The sequence below is a fragment of the Flavobacterium macacae genome (assembly GCF_003865365.1).
Classification (GTDB): Bacteria; Bacteroidota; Bacteroidia; order Flavobacteriales; family Flavobacteriaceae; genus Flavobacterium; species Flavobacterium macacae.
The window spans coordinates 25,629-46,764 of sequence record NZ_RQVR01000015.1 but is presented as its reverse complement, the minus strand read 5'-3'; the positions used below and the strand labels follow the sequence as shown (position 1 = coordinate 46,764).

19 protein-coding genes are annotated in these 21,136 nt (G+C 32.6%); 11 read left to right on the top strand and 8 right to left on the bottom strand.

All coding sequences use genetic code 11. The features are described 5' to 3' along the window. Positions 1-945, top strand: a complete 945-nt coding sequence (locus EG849_RS12600) for a glycosyltransferase family 2 protein (RefSeq protein WP_125013445.1) — start codon at positions 1-3, stop codon at positions 943-945. Here the strand turns inward: EG849_RS12600 and EG849_RS12595 are convergent. Next, positions 942-2,009, bottom strand: a complete 1,068-nt coding sequence (locus EG849_RS12595; protein ID WP_158611951.1) for a glycosyltransferase — start codon at positions 2,007-2,009, stop codon at positions 942-944. The genes EG849_RS12600 and EG849_RS12595 overlap by 4 nt on opposite strands. A gap of 65 nt (positions 2,010-2,074) precedes the next feature. Here EG849_RS12595 and EG849_RS12590 point away from each other — a divergent pair, with 65 nt between their 5' ends. Continuing rightward, positions 2,075-3,211, top strand: a complete 1,137-nt coding sequence (locus EG849_RS12590) for a glycosyltransferase family protein (RefSeq protein ID WP_125013443.1) — start codon at positions 2,075-2,077, stop codon at positions 3,209-3,211. A 19-nt stretch (positions 3,212-3,230) separates the two neighbouring features. Here the strand turns inward: EG849_RS12590 and EG849_RS12585 are convergent, their stop codons facing one another. The 5 genes from EG849_RS12585 to EG849_RS12565 are packed head-to-tail and all read right to left on the bottom strand — an operon-like array spanning position 3,231 to position 9,021. After that, on the bottom strand, positions 3,231-4,583 hold the full coding sequence (locus EG849_RS12585; RefSeq protein ID WP_125013442.1) for a hypothetical protein: 1,353 nt from the start codon (positions 4,581-4,583) through the stop codon (positions 3,231-3,233). 18 nt (positions 4,584-4,601) lie between these two features. Continuing rightward, entirely contained in the window at positions 4,602-5,531 is a 930-nt protein-coding gene (locus tag EG849_RS12580) for a hypothetical protein (RefSeq protein ID WP_125013441.1), read from the bottom strand. Continuing rightward, positions 5,528-6,961: an MBOAT family O-acyltransferase gene (locus tag EG849_RS12575; RefSeq protein WP_125013440.1), complete on the bottom strand. Its 1,434-nt coding sequence runs from the start codon at positions 6,959-6,961 to the stop codon at positions 5,528-5,530. Before EG849_RS12575 ends, EG849_RS12580 begins: the two co-directional genes overlap by 4 nt. A 7-nt stretch (positions 6,962-6,968) precedes the next feature. Then, positions 6,969-7,694, bottom strand: coding sequence for a glycosyltransferase (locus EG849_RS12570; protein ID WP_125013439.1), 726 nt, complete (start codon positions 7,692-7,694; stop codon positions 6,969-6,971). A 52-nt stretch (positions 7,695-7,746) separates the two neighbouring features. After that, complete coding sequence (locus tag EG849_RS12565; protein WP_125013438.1) at positions 7,747-9,021, bottom strand: O-antigen translocase; 1,275 nt, start codon at positions 9,019-9,021, stop codon at positions 7,747-7,749. A 179-nt stretch (positions 9,022-9,200) separates the two neighbouring features. On the opposite strand from EG849_RS12565, the gene EG849_RS12560 reads away from it, so the two are divergent. Beyond that, positions 9,201-11,006: a gliding motility-associated C-terminal domain-containing protein gene (locus EG849_RS12560; protein ID WP_233581800.1), complete on the top strand. Its 1,806-nt coding sequence runs from the start codon at positions 9,201-9,203 to the stop codon at positions 11,004-11,006. Here the strand turns inward: EG849_RS12560 and EG849_RS12555 are convergent, their stop codons facing one another. Together EG849_RS12555 and EG849_RS12550 are read right to left on the bottom strand one after the other, a co-directional pair. Next, positions 11,007-11,609: a trimeric intracellular cation channel family protein gene (locus EG849_RS12555; RefSeq protein WP_125013458.1), complete on the bottom strand. Its 603-nt coding sequence runs from the start codon at positions 11,607-11,609 to the stop codon at positions 11,007-11,009. Positions 11,610-11,657: 48 nt separating this feature from the next. Next, entirely contained in the window at positions 11,658-12,401 is a 744-nt protein-coding gene (locus EG849_RS12550) for an RDD family protein (protein ID WP_125013437.1), read from the bottom strand. Positions 12,402-12,421: 20 nt separating this feature from the next. On the opposite strand from EG849_RS12550, the gene EG849_RS12545 reads away from it, so the two are divergent. The 8 genes from EG849_RS12545 to EG849_RS12510 all read left to right on the top strand — a co-directional run bounded on the left by EG849_RS12545 (position 12,422) and on the right by EG849_RS12510 (position 21,091). Then, positions 12,422-13,390, top strand: coding sequence for a stage II sporulation protein M (locus EG849_RS12545; protein WP_125013436.1), 969 nt, complete (start codon positions 12,422-12,424; stop codon positions 13,388-13,390). Beyond that, the gene (locus EG849_RS12540; protein ID WP_125013435.1) at positions 13,387-14,343 is read left to right on the top strand and encodes a hypothetical protein; all 957 of its coding nucleotides are present in this window, start codon (positions 13,387-13,389) and stop codon (positions 14,341-14,343) included. The genes EG849_RS12545 and EG849_RS12540 overlap by 4 nt, the downstream gene beginning before the upstream one ends. After that, the gene (locus tag EG849_RS12535) at positions 14,336-15,106 is read left to right on the top strand and encodes a DUF4129 domain-containing protein (RefSeq protein ID WP_125013434.1); all 771 of its coding nucleotides are present in this window, start codon (positions 14,336-14,338) and stop codon (positions 15,104-15,106) included. Before EG849_RS12540 ends, EG849_RS12535 begins: the two co-directional genes overlap by 8 nt. Next, the gene (locus EG849_RS12530) at positions 15,106-16,329 is read left to right on the top strand and encodes a DUF4350 domain-containing protein (protein WP_125013433.1); all 1,224 of its coding nucleotides are present in this window, start codon (positions 15,106-15,108) and stop codon (positions 16,327-16,329) included. Before EG849_RS12535 ends, EG849_RS12530 begins: the two co-directional genes overlap by 1 nt. 14 nt (positions 16,330-16,343) lie before the next feature. Further along, positions 16,344-17,360, top strand: a complete 1,017-nt coding sequence (locus EG849_RS12525; protein ID WP_125013432.1) for an AAA family ATPase — start codon at positions 16,344-16,346, stop codon at positions 17,358-17,360. Between the two features lie 2 nt (positions 17,361-17,362). Then, positions 17,363-18,694 carry a DUF58 domain-containing protein gene (locus EG849_RS12520; RefSeq protein WP_125013431.1) on the top strand — a complete coding sequence of 444 codons (1,332 nt, stop codon included), beginning with the start codon at positions 17,363-17,365 and terminating at the stop codon, positions 18,692-18,694. A gap of 71 nt (positions 18,695-18,765) precedes the next feature. Continuing rightward, a complete protein-coding gene (locus EG849_RS12515; RefSeq protein ID WP_125013430.1) occupies positions 18,766-19,551 on the top strand; it encodes a TrmH family RNA methyltransferase in 786 nt (261 codons plus the stop codon). Between the two features lie 19 nt (positions 19,552-19,570). Further along, on the top strand, positions 19,571-21,091 hold the full coding sequence (locus tag EG849_RS12510; RefSeq protein WP_125013429.1) for a serine hydrolase: 1,521 nt from the start codon (positions 19,571-19,573) through the stop codon (positions 21,089-21,091). Positions 21,092-21,136: the final 45 nt, after the last annotated feature.

The window sequence follows — 21,136 nt, the reverse complement described above, 5'->3', positions numbered from 1 at the left end:
ATGCCTTTATTTTCGGTAATCATTCCATTATTCAATAAAGAAAATTTCATCGAAACGACTTTAAAAAGCGCTTTGAATCAGACTTTTTCTGACTTTGAAATTTTGATTATTAATGATGGCTCTACAGATAAAAGTGAAGAAAAAGTTTTAAATTTTAATGATAATCGGATTCGCTATTTTTCGAAAGAAAATGAAGGTGTTTCTGCAACACGAAATTTTGGGATTAAAAAGGCAAATGGAGAAATTATTGCTTTTTTAGATGCGGATGATTACTGGTATCCGAATCATTTGGAAAACTTATTTCAACTTTACAATCAATTTCCTGAATGTGGTCTTTATTGCACCAATTATGAACGTTTTTATAATACCAATAAAATCGTAAAACCTTTTTTTGTTGCTATTCCTGAATTTCCTTGGAAAGGAATTGTAAAAGATTTTTTCAAGTCGAGTTATATCGATAGAATCGCTTGGACTTCTGCTGTAGCAATACCTAAAATCGTTTTTAACAAAGTTGGTTGTTTCGATACAAAAATAACTTTAGGAGCCGGTGAAGACACTCATTTGTGGCTAAGAATCGCCTTAAAATATAAAGTGGCGTTGGATACAGAAATTTCTTCGAGGCACGTTCTTGATGCTGAAAACAGAATTTCGCTTTCCAATACTTTAAAGCGAAAATTTGCGAAATTTGATGAATTTAAAGAGGAAGAAAAAACAAACTTATCTTTAAAAAAATACTTAGATTTGTATCGTCTGGAATTTGCAATCAAGCACAAATTGGCCGGTGACTTGACTACTTTCAATTATTATATTGAGAATATTGACCGAAAAAACATTCCGTTTAAAACAAAAATTCTTATCTCGCTTCCTGTTTCAATTCTTCAAAAGTTGTTTTCAATTAAAAAATATTTAGAACGAAAAAATATTCTTTTTTCAGTTTATCATTAGTTGATGTTCAAATAATCCAACCATTGCTTTCCTATTTTATCTACAGAAAAACGATTGACACTTTCTTTTGCGTTGCTTTTACAAAAATCATACAATTCATTATTTTCAATCATCTCGTTAAACGCCAAAATAAGCTTGTCAAAATTTTGGTTTTCAACTAATATCCCGTTTTTTCTATTTTTAATTAATTCGCTCGGTCCTGATTTACAATCAAAAGAAATCACCGGAATCCCACAAGCTAATGCTTCTGTAATCGTGTTAGGAAGACCTTCATTCTTGCTGGTTAAAACTGAGAATTTAGCATTTTTATAATATTTGAATGGATTATTTTGAAAACCTAAAAAAACCACATTGTCTTGCTGTTTTTTGGCCAAAGCCAATTGTTCTAATGATTCTCTTTGAGGTCCGTTGCCAAGTAATAGTAATTTGATATTTTTAGACGGCAATTTTGATTTAGAATACGCTTGAATCAATTTATCAAATTGCTTATTGTTATCAAAAACCATTCTTCCGACAGCAATAATATATTGGAAATCTAATTCATTTTTTTCTAACGATAATTGTTCAATTTTTTCTATTTCTAAAGGATTGTATATCGTTTTTACGTTTCTGTACTTGTATGTTTGACTTATTTTAAGTTCAATTTCTTTTGAAACGGATACAATTCCGTAGGCTTTTGTAAAGATTTTAGAGGCTAAAAAAAGATTTTTCGGAAAATACCATTCGGTTTTGTAACTATGTATGGTAGGTATGAATGGGGAATTAAAGAGAAACTTTGAAAGTATAAATTCTTTTAATTGATTGTTTCTCATTCTGAAATCGATGATGTAATCAAATTTATTTGCTTTTAAAAAACGTCGCAATTTCAAAAATTTATTAAAATTGCTTAGAATCAAACCACCATTTTTTATCGTTCCGAGATTTAATAAGTCACCTGAAAACTGATAAGTCACGCAATCAATTAAAATGACATTATGTACCTCAATTCCTTGGCTAAAAAAATAATTTGACAATATCGCGTGAATTTTATCAGCACCTCCATTTGAAAGATTGTTACCTATCAAACATATTTTTTTTTGATGCATTTCTTACTATATTTTAATTATTTTTGAAACAAATATAAACATTTATGAGGATTCTATTGGTGGGAGAGTTCAGCAGACTGCACAATTCTCTTAAAGAAGGTCTTGTCGCTTTGGGGCACGAAGTTCATATCATTGGAACAGGCGATGACTTTAAAAAATTTCCGGTAGATTTTTCAATTTCGTCAAAATTTTCAAAGTTTTATGCTTTTCGACTTTTAAATAAAATAACTAAAAAAATAATCACTCTTGATTTAGAATCTTGGGAAAGAGGGTATCGATTTAAAAAGATTTTGCCTCAACTTAAGAACTACGATGTTATACAATTAATCAATTCTGATGCGATTGAAACACAACCCAATTTTCAGATAAAACTTTATACAAAATTATTTGAGCAGAACACTAAAAAGTTCCTTCTTGTTTGCGGAGACGAAACTCCAATTGTTGATTTTCATTTAAAAAACAAATTGCGTTACTCAGTAATGACACCGTTTTTAAAAAATCCTGATTTAAGAAATTATTATAATTATACGCTTAAATACAATACCGCTCCTTACCGAAAACTTTTTAATTTCCTTCTAAAGGAATGCGATGCTGTTTTTGCCTCAGATTTAGACTATAAAATCCCTTTAGAAAAAGAAGGATTTCATTTCAAGATGATTCCAAACCCTGTAAACACTGACAAGATTACTCCTGTTTATTTTCAGAAGAATTCAAAAATTGTAATTTTTCACGGTAAAAACAAATATTCTTTTGTAAAAAAAGGAAGTGATCTGTTTGAAGAAGCACTTGCTGTTATAGCAACAAAATATAAAAATAAAATTGAGATTATATCTTCTGACAGCCTTCCATACCATCAATACATTTTGCTACAGGATCGAGCCACAATTATCTTAGATCAAATTTATAGTTTTGACCAAGGTTATTCTGCCTTAGAAGCGATGGCTAAAGGAAAAGTTGTTTTCACCGGAGCTGAAACAGAATTTTATGATTATTATAATTTATCAAATCGTGTTGCAATCAACGCTTTGCCTGATGTTGCTGACATCATTGCTAAACTATCTGAGTTAATTGAAAATCCTGAAGAGATTGAAAATATAGGAAAAAATGCCCGAAATTTTGTTGAAAAAGAACATCATTATATCAAAATTGCAGAAGAATATCTAAATAATTGGAAAAAATGATTTTATTTTAATTTATTTTTTACTCTAGTATTTTATTTAGAAATTTAGAAAACCGAATGTATCGCTTGACAAAAAGCAATACGACGATAATCATCAAATATTCAAAGGGAAAACTGTATTTTGAATTAGTTCCATAAGTCACAAGGCCTTGAAGAACTGAAGTTGCAAAAACAATGACTACAATCATCAATTCGTTGGTGAGTTTTCTGTCTCTCAAAAATTTAAATAAATAAAAAGGCATCAATATCAAAAAGCTAAGTTTAAAACTGAGTAAAATCATTTTTTGAACAAACCATACTTTATTCATTATGCTGTCTACAAAATCTACTCGAAATGGTTTAAAAACTTCTTTGCCGAATATTTTCCAAAAATCAAACCAGGACTTTGTAACTACTTGCTCAAAATAGTCTTTGGGGTTTTCGGCAATTGTTGCTTTTCCATATTTACCTAATTCGTTAGAAAGATCAGCAAAATTGTAACACTTATAGTCAAAATCACCACTTGCATACGATCTCCAAATGGTCATTGCCACGTCTTCTTTTTGTTTTATAGAAATTTCGCGGTGTTTCACATAAGAATCACTAATCCACTGATATTCTTTGGGCCCTTTTTCTGCAAAATAAACGCAGTTTTGTGAAATATTCAGTCCATAATAAGTGGTAGAAACAAAATATCCTGTATTGATTTTATTAACATACGACCAACCCAAATAAGCAATTAAAGGAAAAACAAGAATGATTATTTTTTGACTTAAAAAATTTGAAAACTTAAAGTTTTTTAGAAGTGAAAATCCATATATTATGAAAGGAATGTATATAAAAAATGGCTTCACTAACACCAGATACCCCAATAAAAAGCTCAGTAAAACTTCTTTTTTTAAACTTCTTTTTTCTAAATAAGCATTAGTTAAAATATAAAAAACAACACTGATCAAAAACAAAGCCAGCGTTTCTACCAAAAAGGAACTTTCATATAAAAAAACATGAATAAAGCTTTCTAAAAATAATACAATCCAAAAACTATTCTTAATATTGAAATTCAAATTCAATAAGGTTTTATACCAAAAAACCGATGTAATAACTCCAATGCCGAATTGAAAAAGCAATGTTAATGTCAAAGAACCAAATGCAAAAAAATAAAGTAATGGATAACCAGGACTTCTTTCGCCAGTGTACCATTTTAAATCAAAATCAAGCATTTGATCGCCTAATGAAATAAATCCCCAACTATCAGGAAAAATATTTCCATCTTGATAAAAGCACATTATAAAAATGCGATATAAAACACCAATAATAATCAGAAGTTTTATTTCTCTGTTTTTAGTAAACCAAAATAGTTTTGAATGGAGTATTTTATCAAGCATCTTGAACATTTATTTTTAGCTTTTATTTTATAATTCTTTAGAATCTTCTGCAATAAACTGATTTAAAATCTTAGAACATTTTTCAGCTCCTTTTTCATTTAAATGATCCGTGTCATAAAAATCATTATTATCAAACTTCTTATCTTGAAATAAATTTAAGTACATCAAACTATCATTATTAAATGCAATCCTTTGGCAACTTAAATACAGTTTTTCTAATTTTAATTTATTGACCAAGCTTGCATAATAACTTGTTACCGGCATTGTTACCATCACGACTTTCACTTTGCGCTTTAAACACATTGCACTAATCCTTTCCAGTCGGTTTAAATTCACATTAAAATCTAAGAGTCCGTCTTCGTTTTTTGCCACAACATCAACAGCAGTTTCATAGTTATTATACTTTGAACTTACTCCTGTCTTTCTTGCCCAACCTTTTTTATTCCCTTCAATCAAGGTTTTTTCATCAATCCAGCTTTTTATCAAATCCACATTCATTTCAAGATTTCTTGTTAAGGAAAGACTGTAACTTTTTGGATCAAATTTTGAAATCAAAGGAACATTCAGATCCATATATTGTTCATAATAATATTTGCGATAAATATCTTCAGAAGAATTATCAATTTGACTCAGTGAAAAATAATCTACAGTCAAAACTACATATTTTAAATTCGGAAAATTTTCCAAATGCTTTTTTAAAAGCAGTTCGTCAAAATATAATGATTGGCTTATATTTGAAAAATTATATGTTTTCATTGAAAAATCATCTGGATTTATTCCATAAAATGCATGGGAATTTCCAAGAACAAGAACTTCAGAATCATAATTTTTTTTAACCTCAGAAGCTTTTTGAGTATAATTATTAGGAACAAATCGATAAAAAACTTCAATACACATCCACACCAAAAGAATCGGCGCCAAAAACAACAAGATCTTATTTAAAAATAATTTTATCAAAATTGAAAATATATGAATTGTTGATCATCTCCAGAAAAATAAAAAATCATAAATAGGAGTCCATAATAAAACAAAATACGAATTGGTTTTGGCCAATTTATCCCAAATTTTTCCAATCCGTAATTATTATTTCTCCCAAGCCATTCTATCATCATTAAAACAAGAATAAACAAAAACACTCTTTTAGGTAGGTATTTTGGAATTGAAAATAGCGAAGAGGAAAAGATTTCCGAAATATAATCAAATGCGTGATTCAAATTCTCTGCTCTGAAGAAAATCCATGCAAAAGCTACTAAACTAAAAGTAATCAGAATTTGCATGATTTCTTTAAAACCTGGCATCTTCTTTTTTATACTATTATCCAAGTTGTTTCTGTTCTTGCCTAAAAGTAAAAGTGGTAAAAAATAAAGTGCGTGAAGAAACCCCCATGCTAAAAAAGTCCAATTTGCGCCGTGCCAAAAACCGCTCAATAAAAAAATAACAAAGACATTTCGAACTTGTTTTAATTTTGAAACGCGAGAACCACCAAGTGGAATATAAATATAATCTCTAAACCAAGACGACAATGAAATGTGCCATTTTCTCCAAAATTCTGCAATATCCCGTGAAAAACAAGGAAATGAAAAATTTTTTAAAAGATCAAAACCTAATATTCTTGCGGTTCCTAATGCGATATCTGAATATCCTGAAAAGTCACAGTATATTTGAAAAGCAAAAAAAACAGCCCCTAATACCAATGTACTTCCTGAAAACTCTTCTGATTGATTAAAAATAATATTGGCATATTTTGCACAATTGTCTGCCACTACAACCTTCTTAAACAATCCCCATAAAATCTGTTTCAATCCATCAACGGAACGAGAATAGTTAAAAAATCTTTCTTTTTTTATTTGTGGCAATAAATGTGTCGCTCTTTCAATCGGACCAGCAACCAATAACGGAAAGAAACTGACAAAAAGACCGTAATCAATAAAACTTTTTTCAGGTTTTATACGCTCTTTGTATACGTCAATAATGTAAGAAAGCCCATGAAAGGTGTAAAATGAAATACCAACAGGAAGAATAATTCTTAATGTCCAAATATTAGGTTCAAAGCCAAATTTAAATAAGAAATCAGCAAAAGATTCAATAAAAAAATTATAGTATTTAAAGAAGCCTAAAAAACCTAAATTTAAAATTATGCTAAACCAGAGCCATCGCTCCTTAATTGAGTTACTGGTAGAAGAAGCTATTTTTTGAGCAGAAAAAAAATCTAAAAGTGTTGAAAATAAGAGAAGTGCTAAAAATCTATAATCCCAAAATGAATAGAAAAAATAACTGGAAATCAATAAAAACACATTCTGAGCTTTTAATTTTTTTCCAAGTAAAAGCCAATAGATTATAAAAACTATTGGAAAAAAAAGAAAAAATTCGACTGAATTAAATAGCATTTTTTTATCAAGAATGTTTTTGAAAATATATCTGAATCAATTGTAATGGAAAACTTAAAATTTCTTTCAATTTAATTTTTGTATCGCCCTTTTCAATCCAAGTTGCTAATGGAATTTCAACAACTAAGACTTCCAAATTTCCAAATTGCTTCAATCTTAAAAGCATTTCTACATCAAAAAGCCATCGGGTTTGAAACTCTTTTTCAAAAAGAAATAAAGCAATATCTGATTTGATTATTTTGGCACCACATTGCGTATCGTAAACTGGCGTTTTCAATATAATTTTGCTAATTATCGTAGCAAAAATTCTTCCTAAATAATGGCGTTTTGTGGAACGAATCACATTGTTACCGAGCAATTTTATTCGAGCTCCCATCACTATTTTTAATTCTGAATTTCTTTTTGAGAATTCTAGCAATTTTATTATTTCAGAAATCGGCGTCGACAAATCGGCATCGAGGTAACCAAAATAGTTGTAATTTAAATTTTGAGAATTTAAAATTCCGTTTCTAATTGCTTCCGCTTTTCCTTTATTTTTTGTAAGTTCTAATGTTTTCACGTTCGTAAATTTATTAGAAAAATCATTTAAAATCGATTGTGTTTTATCAGAACTTCCATCATTGACAAGAAGAAAATCAACTTCTTTAAAATTTGAAAATGACTGCATAAATTCATCCCGCGGAATTCTTTTTTCTTCGTTGTAAAATGGAATTATAAAGAGTGATTTATTCATTTGATTGCCGATTTATTTATCATCGATTACGCTCAAAAATAGCATTTTTATATTAAAATAAACTTTTTCTAAAGTAAATGCTCAGCACAATTAAATAAATACCATAAGTTAATGCATGCGACATTACTATTCCTTCAATTTGAAAAACTTCCACAAAATAAATACTCGAAAAATATAAAATGGCAAGTGAACAAATTTCAGTAATAACAAATGCTTTAGTCATTTTCTTTGCAAAAAATTGATATCCTAAAATCAACGAAATCGCTTTAAATACATCTCCTACCAATTGCCAGAAAAACAAATTGGAAACAGGCATCATTTCTTGTGTAAACAAAATTTTTACGATTAAAAATCGTAAAAAATAAATCAGTATCAATCCAAAAACAAAAATCGGGATTATAGTTTTGAAATAACTCCAAAATACTCTTTTTGTTTCTTGGTTGTCTTTTGCTAAAACCAATTTTGGCAAGAAATAAACACTCAACAATGTAGTAATAAACAGTAAATAATTAGAAGAAATTCGTTCCATTGCAGACCAAAATCCAGCTTGTTCAAGCCCCAATTTATCAATGACGTTATTTCGAATAGCCAGATAAACCAAAGGGCCGATGAATCCATAAACTAGCGCCATTATTGAATAAGACGATAAATTTTTGATTATTGAAAAGTCAAAACTTGTCCAACTTATATTTTCTTTAAACGAAAATTCTTTTGAACCATAATAAAGCGATATGAAAAACAATAAAGCCGGAGTAACAACAATAGAAACTAAAGCGCCTGAAACGTTGTAATTATAGATCAACACAATTGAAACTAAAAGTCCTAATATATTTCCTAAAATATTAATAAAAATAACGGGCTTAAATTTCCCAAATCCATTGATTATGCTGATCAAAAAGAGATTTAAAACATAAAATGGCAAGACTAAAGCCAAAATTTTAAATACAAAACCATACGAAGAGTTTTGCCCAAAAACCTCTTTATTCCAATGGCTTGCAAAAATAAACAGAACGAATCCGAATAATATCGAAGCAAAAACTAATGTGAAGAAAACGGTAGATAAAACCTTTTTAAGCCCTTCTTTATTTTCTTGGTTTTCTGCGCTGTATTTCACGATTCCGTTTTGAAATCCTAACGTAGAAATCGTTTCTACAGAAGTAAAAAAGTTGCGCATATTCCCAACCAAAGCCATCCCCGGAGCGCCTAAAAAGACTGCAATTACTTTGGAAGAAATTAATCCTGTGATGATTTTTAAAACAACGCTTACGCTGTTCAAAGAAGTAATCTTGAACAGTGATGTTTTAAATATTTGTTTATTAAAATTCAATCGATATTTTTTAAAAATTGCCTATAGCGCAACTAATTTTTTTTAGTTGTATTCAAAGTTGAAAAGTACTGTTTTTTTACATAACATTTGAAATTCCAAACAGGCTAATTTCAATACGTTAACATATTCTATCGTAAGAATATGCTATCTTTAGAGCAAGAAAACTCAAAATTTCAAGCGTGAATATAAAATTACGATTTAAAAATCTCGTGTTTTTTCTGCTGTTTTCCTGTGTGACTTTGGCGCAGGATGTGAGTTTATATGAGCAATTTAACGGTCGTTTTGATTTTATATTTATCGGAAACACGATGAACAATTCAGAGAACAACCTCAACACACTTTGCAATATTACCGCCACATCTTCTTCGGCAAATTTGAATCTTTCTTCCAATGATGAAATCCAGAAAGCTTTTTTATATTGGGCAGGTTCTGGAACGGGAGATTTTGAAGTAAATTTGAATGGAAATGTGATTAATTCACAGCGAAATTTTCCGCTCTTCCAAAATGGCTTTGATTATTTCTGTGCTTTTGCAGACGTGACCGACCTGATTTTAGCTACCGGAAACGGAAATTATACCCTTTCCGATTTTGACGTCACTCCTTTTTTAGACGCGACACATTATTGTAGCAATCGGACGAATTTTGCGGGTTGGGCAATTGTAATTGTCTATAAAAATAATAATCTTCCGTTAAACCAACTCAATGTTTATGATGGTTTGCAAGGCGTTTCGCAGACACAGCAGAATCTGACTTTAAATTTAAACAGCTTAAATGTAATTGACAATATTGGTGCTAAAATTGGTTTTGTGGCTTGGGAAGGGGATAAAAATTTAGCCATTAATGAAACGCTTCGATTCAACGGAAACATTTTGAGCAATGCTTTAAATCCTTCCAACAATGCTTTTAACGGAACGAACAGTTTTACTGGATCGACGACATTATACAATATGGATTTGGATGTGTACGACATTCAAAATTATCTGCAAATCGGAGTTCCAACAGCGGAAATAAAACTGACTTCAGGACAAGATTTTGTAATGATCAGCACCGTGGTAACCAAATTGAACAGCCAGCTACCGGATGCGACAATTGTTATTGACAATTTCAATTTAGGCTGTGATTCCCGGGGAATTTTGGTAGATTACACCGTTTATAATGTAAATAGTACGAATCCGCTTCCGGCAGGAACTCCAATTTCCATTTATGCAGACGGACAATTGATTGAAACTACTGAAACCACTGCAATTTTGCCGATGGAAGGAAGTTTCAGCAGTTCTATTTTATTGACAATTCCCGATGCCATTCCTGCTAATTTCACCTTAGACTTTGTGGTGGACGACAGTGGCGATGGAACTGGAATTGTAACGGAAATCAACGAAAACAACAATAGCTTTTCGATCAATATTTCGCTTCTGTCTTCTGTCGAATTTAATCTTTTAGACAATCTGATTTCCTGCAATTTGGGTCAAAAAAAAGGAACTTTTGACTTTTCGTCTTATGAAGAATTCGTAAAAGAAAATCAAGATCATGTGGTTCATTTTTTTGAAACCCATTCAGATGCAAACACCAATTTGAATCCGATTTTAAACTCGAATAATTATACAGCAAATTCAACTCCTAAGGAAATATTTGTGAGAATTGAAAATGAAAATTGTTTCCGCATTACTTCTTTTTTATTGGAAACAAAAAACTGTCCGCCAACACCTTTCAACGTAATTACAGCAAATGGTGACGGCTTAAATGATTTTCTACATTTTGAAGGTCTGCGTGATATTTTTACCAATTTCAAACTTTACATTTACAGCCGTTGGGGAAGATTGGTTTGGGAAGGCAATAATAATTCTAAAAACTGGTATGGCCAATCCTCAAAAGGCATTGAATTGAATATTGGCGATGTGCCAGACGGGACTTATTTTTATATTTTAGACTTAAATGATGCCGATTATCCAACGCCATTAACTGGATTTGTGTATTTGACAAGATAGTTATTTTCGTTCCAAAGCCGGAAGATACCACTGGAATTTTACAGCCATCAATCGAATGGAAATCATGACGCTGGAAACAATTAGGTATAAAACATTGTCATCTAAATTCCATCTTTTTAAGATAAAGAATAGAATACCGCCGATGATGCAGATGGTGGCATAAATTTCTTTCCTGAAAATTACTGGAATCTCATTGCACAAAATATCTCGGGTAACACCTCCAAAGCAAGCCGTCATTGTTCCCAAAGCTATGCAAATGACCGGATGAAGATTGGTGTCCACACCTCTTTCCAAACCAATTAAAGTAAAAACGCCTAAACCAATGGTGTCAAAAAGAAAAAGTGACGTTCTGAGACGGTCTAATTTTTTTCTAAAAATGATGGCTAAAAAATAGCCTAACGTAATTAGATACACATAATTCAAGTCACGCATCCAGCCCACGGGCGTCCTTCCAATTAAAATATCACGGAGCGTTCCGCCACCCACCGCCGTTACAAATGCAATGATAAAGACGCCGAATGGGTCTAATTTTTTATTCATTGCTGTTAAAGCGCCTGAGACTGCGAACGCGCACGTTCCGATAACATCTAAAAGGTAAAAAATTTTCAAAATCTAGATTTATTATTTTGACCTACAAAAGTAATCTGTAAATTACATATTTTGAGTATAAAAATTGTAATCTTTTAAAACGGTTCGCAAAAAATCTTCGTCATTGCCCGATTGGTTTTTGATTCCGGTTACTTGTTCGACTTTTACTCTCAGCCTATGAATCACTACATAATCTTTATTTCGGCTTGCGGCATGAAAAGTCTCCTTGATAATTCGGGCGTCGTTGTCGCTTAATTTAATGACCAAAGGATATGTCGGCACATAACTTTCACCAATTTCTTCTAAAATAGTATGATTGATATTGATATTATTTTTTAATGAAATTACTGAAGTTCCGGCAGTCATGTCACCCAACCGCTGTGATTTTTTGCTGGTAACGATGGTCACCAAACCGACAATTCCAAAACTAAAATTGACATCAACAATTCTAAAAACCCAACGCATCAAATAATCTCCGAAAGAAGCTTGGTAGCCATCAATTTTTACCACTTTCATTTTGAGAAGCCTTTTGCCTATCGTTTGCCCCTCAAAAAGGCTTTCCAGCACAAGTGAATAAAAAATGACGGGGAAATAAAAAAATACTTGAATAGAAGCTGCTGACCATCTGTCCATTGACGCAATCAATCTATTAATTCCTAAAAAATAAAAAAATATATAATACACTACAATCACGTAGGCAATCTTAACCAGCGTATCTACGAAAAAAGCAAGTATTCTTTCTCCTACAGAAGCGGCTTCAAAATTAATAATAACATTTTGCGTCGTATTGATCGATAATTGTGTCATATTTTATATTTTAGCAACAAATGAGAGAAGTTGCATTCATAAAGCAAAATAAAGAAAAATGGCTTGACTTTGAGCAGGCAATTTTTGGTAAAGCTAAAAAAAATCCTGATGAAATGGCCAGTTTATATGTTCATTTGATCAATGATTTATCTTATGCGCAAAGCTATTACCCTAAAAGCAAAACAGTTATTTATTTAAATTATCTCGCTTCACAGATTTATCAAAAAATTTACAAGACAAAAAGAACCGAAACCAACCAGTTGGTGCAGTTTTTTGCCATTGACGTGCCTTTGCTTCTTTTTCAATACAGAAGATACCTATTGTACTCTTTTGTACTCTTTTTTGTATTTATAGGAATTGGAGTTTTATCAGCACGATTTGATCCAGATTTTGTAAGATTGATTTTAGGCGACCAATATGTCAATATGACTTTAGAAAACATCAAAGACGGAAATCCCGTGGCTGTTTACAAAAGTGGTGGCAATTGGGGTTCTGCTTTCGGAATTACTTTAAATAATTTATTTGTTGGTTTGAGATGTTTCCTTTACGGACTTTTTGCCGGAGTTGGAACGCTTTGGATTTACATTCAAAATTGCATTATGCTGGGTTCGTTTCAATATTTCTTCTACGATCAAGGTGTGTTTTGGGAAAGTGTTCGCGGTATTTGGATCCATGGTTCCATGGAAATTTTTGCCATTGTAATTGAAGCTGCAGCCGGATTAATTTTAGGCGCTTCGATCTTATTTCCAAAAACCTATTCGCGAATGGCGTCTTTGAAAATAGGCTTTAAAGCAGGTTTTAAAATCTTTATTGCCACAATGCCTTTTACAATCGCTGCAGGTATTTTAGAAGGATTTGTAACGCGATACGCTTTAGAAATGCCAAATTGGTTGAATGTTTTTATCATCCTATCGACATTATTTCTGATTTCTTTCTACTTTTTAATTTTTCCATTCATTGTTCACAAAAAAATGAAATTAGCCCAATGATAGCCTTATTTAAAAAAAGAAAATTTAACGATTATCTCAACGATACTTTTGATTTTTTCAAGAAAGATGGAAAACATTTCTTGAAAAACTATTTTACCATTGTGGGAGTTTTACTGCTCCTTCTAGCGGTTTTTATTTATTTTATTTCAAAGGTATATTTTGAAGTGATTTTTTCTGAAATCGCAAGTACATCAGGAAATCCACAGTACAATTATTTTAATTCTTTCTTTGAAGACAACTTCAGTTTAATTCTTTTAGGCGGATTTGTCCTTTCCATTTTGATTTTACTGCTAACGCTTTTAAACTTTACATTTCCAATCATTTATCTTCAGGAATACGAAAAAAATAACGGAGCTAATTTTTCTACCAAGGAAATTTTAATCGGTTTAAAATCAAAAACCGGAAGAATCTTGTTGTTTTTCATCATCTCGCTTTTTGTTGTGGCGCCTATTTTAATGATTGTTTTTGCCATTTTAATACTGCTTTGTTTCATCATCATCGGGTTTCCATTGCTCATAATTGCTTTTCCATTACTTTTCAGCTTGATGAGCTTGACACTTTTCCATTACCTCAATAATAACGATGGCTTTTTTAGCGCTCTGGGCAAAGCTTTTACTGCTGTTTTTAAGCAATTTTGGCCCATCGTTGGCTCCACAATTTTGATGTATATGATCATTCAGGTGACCATGACCATCATTTCAATGGTTCCTTACATCATCTCTATGGTGCTTATTTTTACTTTTGCCGATACAAATAGCGCTTCCCAAACTGAAACATTTAACGGGCTGGGAATTGTAATGACCGTTCTTTTTGTATTTACGACGATTTTACATTATGTTTTCAATAACTTGCTGATGATTAACCAAGGCTTTATTTATTACAGCAGACGCGAACACCTTGAAAACAAATCTTCTTTTAACGAAATAGATAGCATCGGAAACCATTTTGAATAAATATTTATACCTACTTTTTCTTTTTTTAAGCCTAAATTCTTTTGGGCAAGATTCGCTGTCTTATGTTCCGCCAACCATTGACACTACTGCTGTTGCTGTAAAATTTACAGAAAAAGACATTTTGATTGACAGCTCATCAGTAAAAGCAAAAACGTTTCCGAAAGATTTTAAAGAAAAATATACAGACGCTGATTTTCAGTATGAAAAGAAAATAAAAGAGAAAAATTCATGGGATCGTTTTTTAGATTGGCTCGCCTATTGGCTTAGCAAAATTTTCAGTTTCAGTTCAGAAGGATCTTCGGTTTCTTTTGTAGAAATCCTTTTAAAAGTCTTGGCTGTTGGCGTTATTTTATTTGTAATTTACCTCATCGTAAAAGCAATTATGAATGGCGAAGGTCGTTGGGTTTTCGGTAAATCTTCAGATAAAAGAGTAATCAATTATGACGAAATCGAGAAAAACTTACATCTTGTTGATTTTGAAAAATTGATCAAAGAAGCTACTAAATCTGGTGAAAACCGATTGCTGATTCGTTATTATTATTTATGGCTTCTGAAAAAATTAGCCGAAAAAGAAATCATTGATTGGGATGTTGAAAAAACCAATTCAGATTACATTTATGAAATAAAAAGCGAAAAGTTGCGCGGTGAATTCACCTACCTTTCTTATTTGTACAATTATATTTGGTATGGAGAATTTAAATTGGAAGAAGAAATGCTGGCTAAAGCCGTAAAATCATTCGAAAAAACCATAAAAAGCTTATAATGAACAGAACTATTAAAATATATATTGTTTTTTTGGTACTGCTGTTAATAGGCATAATTTATATTGACGCCACGCGACCAAAACCGATTAATTGGACACCGACGTTTGATATCAGTGACAAAATTCCGTTTGGACTTTATGTTTTTAACGAAGAAAGCAAGGGGATTTTTAAGGATCAAAAAGTAAATCGAATCAAGGAAACGGCTTATGAATATTTTGAAGAAAAATACGATTATGACACTTTGATCAATACTTATACCGTAAAAGGAACAGTTCTTTCTGTTTCAAAAGAGTACTTGATTGATGACGAATCGACTCAAGAAATCTTATATTTTGCGGATCACGGAAACAAAGTTTTCATCAGTTCCTCGAATTTTCCACAGAAATTAATGGACAGCCTGAAGTTTGAATACTCGTCAAAATTCATCAATTCGGATACGATTTTTGCTTGGACAGCCAATCCAAAATTAAATCCGACGAAGTACAACATTGCCATTGGCGCCAGTAATTCTTATTTCAATAAAATTGACACATTAACCACCACAGTTCTGGGTTATCAAGGCCATAAAAAAGAAAAACAGGTCAATTTTATCAAAATCCCTTACGGAAAAGGCGAAATTTACCTCCACACACAACCCAATGTTTTCACGAATTATCATCTCTTAAAAAATAAAAATGCTGATTATGTCGCAAGTTTATTGGGGTATACTGAAGGAGATATTTATTGGCTTTTGAAAAATCAATCAGGTGAAGTGATTTCAAATTCCCAGATGCGCTATATTTTGAGCCAGCCTGCGTTGAAAGGTGCTTGGTACATTCTTATTTTTGGATTATTGTTTTTTGCAATTTTTAATGCAAAGCGAAAACAACGAATTATTCCAATACTAAAACCGTTAGAAAACACGACCGTTGATTTTACCAAAACCATCGGAAATTTGTATTTTCAAGAAGGAAACCACGATAATATTATTGAAAAGAAAACCATTTATTTCTTAGAAAAAGTTAGAAATGAGTATCTTTTGGATACCACGGTCTTGGATGAAAATTTTGAGAAAAAATTACAGCAAAAAACAGGCAAAAAAATAGAAGATATTAATCGTGCGATTTATTTGATTAATCAATACCGAAAAAATTACCACCAAAGCATTGAATCTGATTTGATTGCCTTAAATACGGCAATTGAAAAGATTTTTGCAAAAGAAAACGATACTAAAGAATCTTAATCCAATTTATAAAAATGGAAGAAAATATAGAAAATAATCCGAACGAAGTTAAATCAGAAAATGTAAATTTCACAACGCGAATCGACTTAAATCCATTACAAGAAAGCATTGAAAAAATCAGGGCAGAAATCGGAAGCGTGATTGTGGGACAGCACAAAATGATTGACCAGCTTTTGGTTGCCATTCTTTCAAACGGACACGTTTTGTTAGAAGGAGTTCCTGGAGTTGCCAAAACAATTACGGCAAAATTATTGGCAAAGACACTGAATATCAACTTCAGCAGAATTCAATTCACACCCGATTTGATGCCGTCAGACATTTTAGGAACTTCGGTTTATGACTTAAAAAAGTCGGAGTTTGAGTTCAAAAAAGGTCCGATTTTCTCGAATTTGGTTTTAATTGACGAAATCAACCGTGCTCCTGCAAAAACACAGGCCGCTTTATTTGAAGTGATGGAAGAGCGCCAAATCACAATGGACGGAACGCGTTATGTTTTAGACGCGCCGTTTTTGGTAATTGCTACGCAAAATCCAATCGAGCAAGAAGGAACCTATCGTTTGCCTGAAGCGCAACTGGACCGTTTCTTGTTCAAAATAAACATTGATTATCCAAAGTTAGCAGAAGAAATTCTGATCATCCAAAAAGAACATTCGTTACAAAACCACGGAAAATTAGACAATATCAAAACCGTTCTAACTTCGGAAGAAATTCAGAAATACCAAGCGTTGGTAAAGCAAATTATCGTAGAACCGCAACTTTTAGAATACATCGCAAAATTGGTTGTGAACACTCGTGAAAATGCATTTTTGTATCTTGGCGCTTCACCTCGCGCATCCATTGCCATTTTAAATGCGGCAAAAGGATATGCGGCCATTCGCGGTCGTGATTTTGTAACGCCAGAAGATATTAAAGAAGCCGCGGTTCCGGTTTTGCAGCACCGAGTTATCGTCACTCCAGAACGTGAAATGGAAGGAATCACAAGTACCCAAATCATAAAACAAGTTATTGAAGCAATCGAAATACCTAGATAATTTTGAACTTTTTTAAAAGCTTATACATCAACAATTTTTTCTTTTACGCGCTGATTGGCGTGGGAATTCTCTATTGCATTGCCTTTATTTTTCCGGCTTTGCTTGGCGCTGCGGGCTATTTGCTGTTGATTCTCATTGCTTTTGTGCTGATGGATATTTTGATTTTGTTCTTGGCTAAAAATGGAATTGACGGAACTCGAATCGCTCCAGAAAAACTGTCTAATGGCGACGAAAATGCCATCGGAATTAATATCAAAAATTATTACACCTTCCCGATTGGCGTAAAGATTATTGATGAAATTCCGGAACAGTTTCAAGTCCGTAATTTTGAAATTAAGCGAAAAATAAAAGCGACTTCGCAAGACGACATTCAATATTATCTTCGCCCGACGGAACGTGGCGAATATGTTTTCGGAAATTTGAATATTTATGTAATTTCTCCATTGAAATTAATTTCCCGAAGATTTACGTTTAACAAAAATCAAATGGTTCCGACCTACCCTTCTTACATTCAATTAAGAAAGTATTATTTGATGGCTTTTTCGAATAATTTATTTCAATATGGCGTAAAAAAAATCAGGCGAATCGGCCACACCATGGAATTTGAGCAAATCAAAGAATATGTGCAAGGCGATGACATCAGAACCTTGAATTGGAAAGCTACGGCAAAGAAAAATTCGTTGATGGTGAATCAGTTTCAAGACGAAAAATCCCAGTCGATTTATATGGCGATTGACAAAGGCCGTGTGATGAAAATGCCTTTCAACGGCTTGAGTTTATTGGATTATGCGATCAATGCGACTTTAGTTTTGTCAAATGTAATCTTGAAAAAACAAGACAAAGCCGGAATGTTTGCCTTTTCTAAAAAAGTAGAAAATCGTGTCGTTGCCGAAAAACGTTCATCGCAGATGCAAAAGATTCTGGAAAGTTTGTACAACATAAAAACCGACTTTTTTGAAAGCGATTACAGCCGATTGTACGCTGATATCAAGAAGAATATCAACCAACGAAGCTTGATTATTTTATACACCAATTTCGAAACTTTAGATAGTTTGCATCGCCAACTCCCTTATTTAAAAGGAATTGCAAAAAGCCATTTGCTGGTTGTGGTTTTCTTCCAAAATACAGAATTAAACGAAATTATCAATTCAAAAGCTGTCACGATTCAAGAAGTTTATGACAAAGTCATAGCTGAAAAATTTGCATTTGAAAAGCGTTTGATTGTCAACGAATTGAAAAAATACGGAATCTATTCTGTCTTGACACAACCTGAAAATCTTACTTTAGATACCATTAATAAATATTTGGAAATTAAGGCGAGAGGAATTTTATAATTTATGATTTTAGATTTATGATTTTAGAAATCTTAGTATCTTAGCATCCTAAAAACTCAGATACAATAATTTTGAAACAAATCACTTCTGTCCAAAATCCTTTTATAAAATCGCTGGTTTTACTTCAGGAAAAATCAAAAGCCAGAAAACAATCCGGAACTTTTTTGATTGAAGGCCAACGCGAAATTGAGTTAGCGCAAAAAGGCGGTTATGAAATTGAAACCATTTTATTTTTGCCAGAAATCAGTTCTGAAGTGCAGGCTAAAAAAATTTCACGTTCGGCAGAATTAATTGAAATCAGCAAAGAGGTCTATCAAAAATTGGCGTATCGCGATACAACCGAAGGAATTCTTGCCATTGCAAAATCTAAAAACCTTTCTTTAGCAGCATTAAATTTAGGAGAAAACCCATTAATTCTTGTGGCAGAAGCTCCTGAGAAACCAGGAAATATCGGTGCAATTCTACGAACGGCTGATGCCGCAAACTTGGACGCTGTAATTATCGCCAACCCAAAAAGCGATATGTTTAATCCAAATATTGTGCGTTCCAGCGTCGGCTGTCTTTTTACAAATAACATCGCTACCGGAACTACTGAAGAAATTATCGCTTTCTTGAAAGATAAAAACATCAGCATTTATTGCGCGACTTTACAAAACTCAACGGGTTACCACACCCAAAATTACACCACGCCAACGGCTTTGGTTGTTGGAACAGAAGCTACGGGCTTGACGCAAGAATGGCGCGATAATGCCACTCAAAATATCATCATCCCGATGCAAGGCGCCATCGACTCCATGAATGTTTCGGTTGCAGCAGCGATTTTAATTTTTGAAGCAAAAAGACAACGCGGTTTTTAATTTTCCAATTTTTAACATTATGAAATACAAAATAGCATTAGCAGGATTATTATTTTCTTTAAATAGTTTTGCCCAAATTACTTCTTCTCAGATTGACGAAGTTGTTGCCAAAACATTAACAACATTTGACGTTCCTGGAATCGCTGTTGCAGTAATAAAAGACGGAAAAGTAATCCATTCTAAAGGTTATGGCGTAAAATCAATCATTACGAAAGAAAAAGTAGATGAAAATACATTGTTCGGAATTGCGTCTAACAGCAAGGCTTTTACAAGCGCTTCTTTGGCGATTTTAGTTGATGAAGGTAAAATAAATTGGGATGATAAAGTCGTGAAATACCTGCCGAATTTTAAAATGTATAACGATTATGTAACCGCTGAATTTACCATCAGAGATTTGCTGACTCACCGAAGCGGACTTGGTCTTGGCGCTGGAGATTTAATGATTTGGCCGGATGGATCAGATTTTAAAGCAAAAGATATCATCGAAAATATTCAGTATTTAAAGCCGGTTTCAGGATTTAGAACCAAATATGATTATGACAACCTTTTGTACATAATTGCTGGCGAAGTGGTTCACAGAGTCAGTGGTCAGACTTGGAATGAATTTGTTGAAACTCGTTTTTTCTCTCCATTGGGAATGCAAAATTCAGGTTCTACTTGGATTCGAGTGAAAGACACTTCAAACGTAATCGCGCCACACGTTCCGATTGACGGAAAATTAAAAGTAATTACGCGTTACAAAAACACCACTTTTGATGCCGCTGCCGGAATATATTCCAGCGTAAACGATATGAGCAAATGGGCAATTATGCAGTTGAACAAAGGAAAATTTAATGGAAAACAATTAATTTCTGAGAAACAACACACCGAAATGTGGACGCCACAAACTTTGATGCCAAATAAAACTATGGCTCCTTATAATTCATTGTTTAAATCGTATGGTTTAGGCTGGCAAATTACCGATGTCAAAGGAAAATTGCAAGTTTCGCACACCGGCGGTTTGGAAGGCATCGTGACGCAAGTGACTTTAATTCCAGAATTAAATTTAGGAATAATTGTTTTGACCAACCAACAATCCGGTGCCGCCTTTAGTGCAATTACAAACACCATTAAAGACAGTTATTTAGGAATCGAACCTATTGACCACATTGCTGATTTCAGCAAAAAAGCAAAAGCTTCGGAAGAAAAAGCGGATAAGGTAACCGAAGAAGTTTGGGCCGCTGTTGCGAAAAACAAAAAGCAAAAAATTGATTTTCAGAAATACATCGGAACGTACAAAGACAACTGGCTGGGTGAAGTTGTAATTTCTGAAAAGAAAGGAAAATTGTATTTTGCTTCAAAACGCTCTCCGCAATTGTCAGGTGAAATCTTTTTTTACAAAGACACAAATTTTGTGGTCAAATGGGACAACCGTTATTTCCACGCCGATGCACACATTTTTTTCGAAAACAACAATTCAGAATTCAAGATGAAGCCGATTTCGCCTTCAACGGATTTCAGTTATGATTTTCAAGATTTGCACTTTTTCAAAACCCAATAAGATTTAAAAAAACAGACTCATTTCTAACAAAAAACCGCCCAATTT

Excerpts from the sequence above, each read along its gene's own strand:
- EG849_RS12600 (WP_125013445.1), top strand. The coding sequence starts at position 1 with ATGCCTTTATTTTCGGTAATCATTCCATTATTCAATAAAGAAAATTTC.
- EG849_RS12590 (WP_125013443.1), top strand. The coding sequence starts at position 2,075 with ATGAGGATTCTATTGGTGGGAGAGTTCAGCAGACTGCACAATTCTCTT.
- EG849_RS12585 (WP_125013442.1), bottom strand. The coding sequence starts at position 4,583 with ATGTTCAAGATGCTTGATAAAATACTCCATTCAAAACTATTTTGGTTT.
- EG849_RS12575 (WP_125013440.1), bottom strand. The coding sequence starts at position 6,961 with ATGCTATTTAATTCAGTCGAATTTTTTCTTTTTTTTCCAATAGTTTTT.
- EG849_RS12570 (WP_125013439.1), bottom strand. The coding sequence starts at position 7,694 with ATGAATAAATCACTCTTTATAATTCCATTTTACAACGAAGAAAAAAGA.
- EG849_RS12550 (WP_125013437.1), bottom strand. The coding sequence starts at position 12,401 with ATGACACAATTATCGATCAATACGACGCAAAATGTTATTATTAATTTT.
- EG849_RS12545 (WP_125013436.1), top strand. The coding sequence starts at position 12,422 with ATGAGAGAAGTTGCATTCATAAAGCAAAATAAAGAAAAATGGCTTGAC.
- EG849_RS12540 (WP_125013435.1), top strand. The coding sequence starts at position 13,387 with ATGATAGCCTTATTTAAAAAAAGAAAATTTAACGATTATCTCAACGAT.
- EG849_RS12530 (WP_125013433.1), top strand. The coding sequence starts at position 15,106 with ATGAACAGAACTATTAAAATATATATTGTTTTTTTGGTACTGCTGTTA.
- EG849_RS12525 (WP_125013432.1), top strand. The coding sequence starts at position 16,344 with ATGGAAGAAAATATAGAAAATAATCCGAACGAAGTTAAATCAGAAAAT.
- EG849_RS12510 (WP_125013429.1), top strand. The coding sequence starts at position 19,571 with ATGAAATACAAAATAGCATTAGCAGGATTATTATTTTCTTTAAATAGT.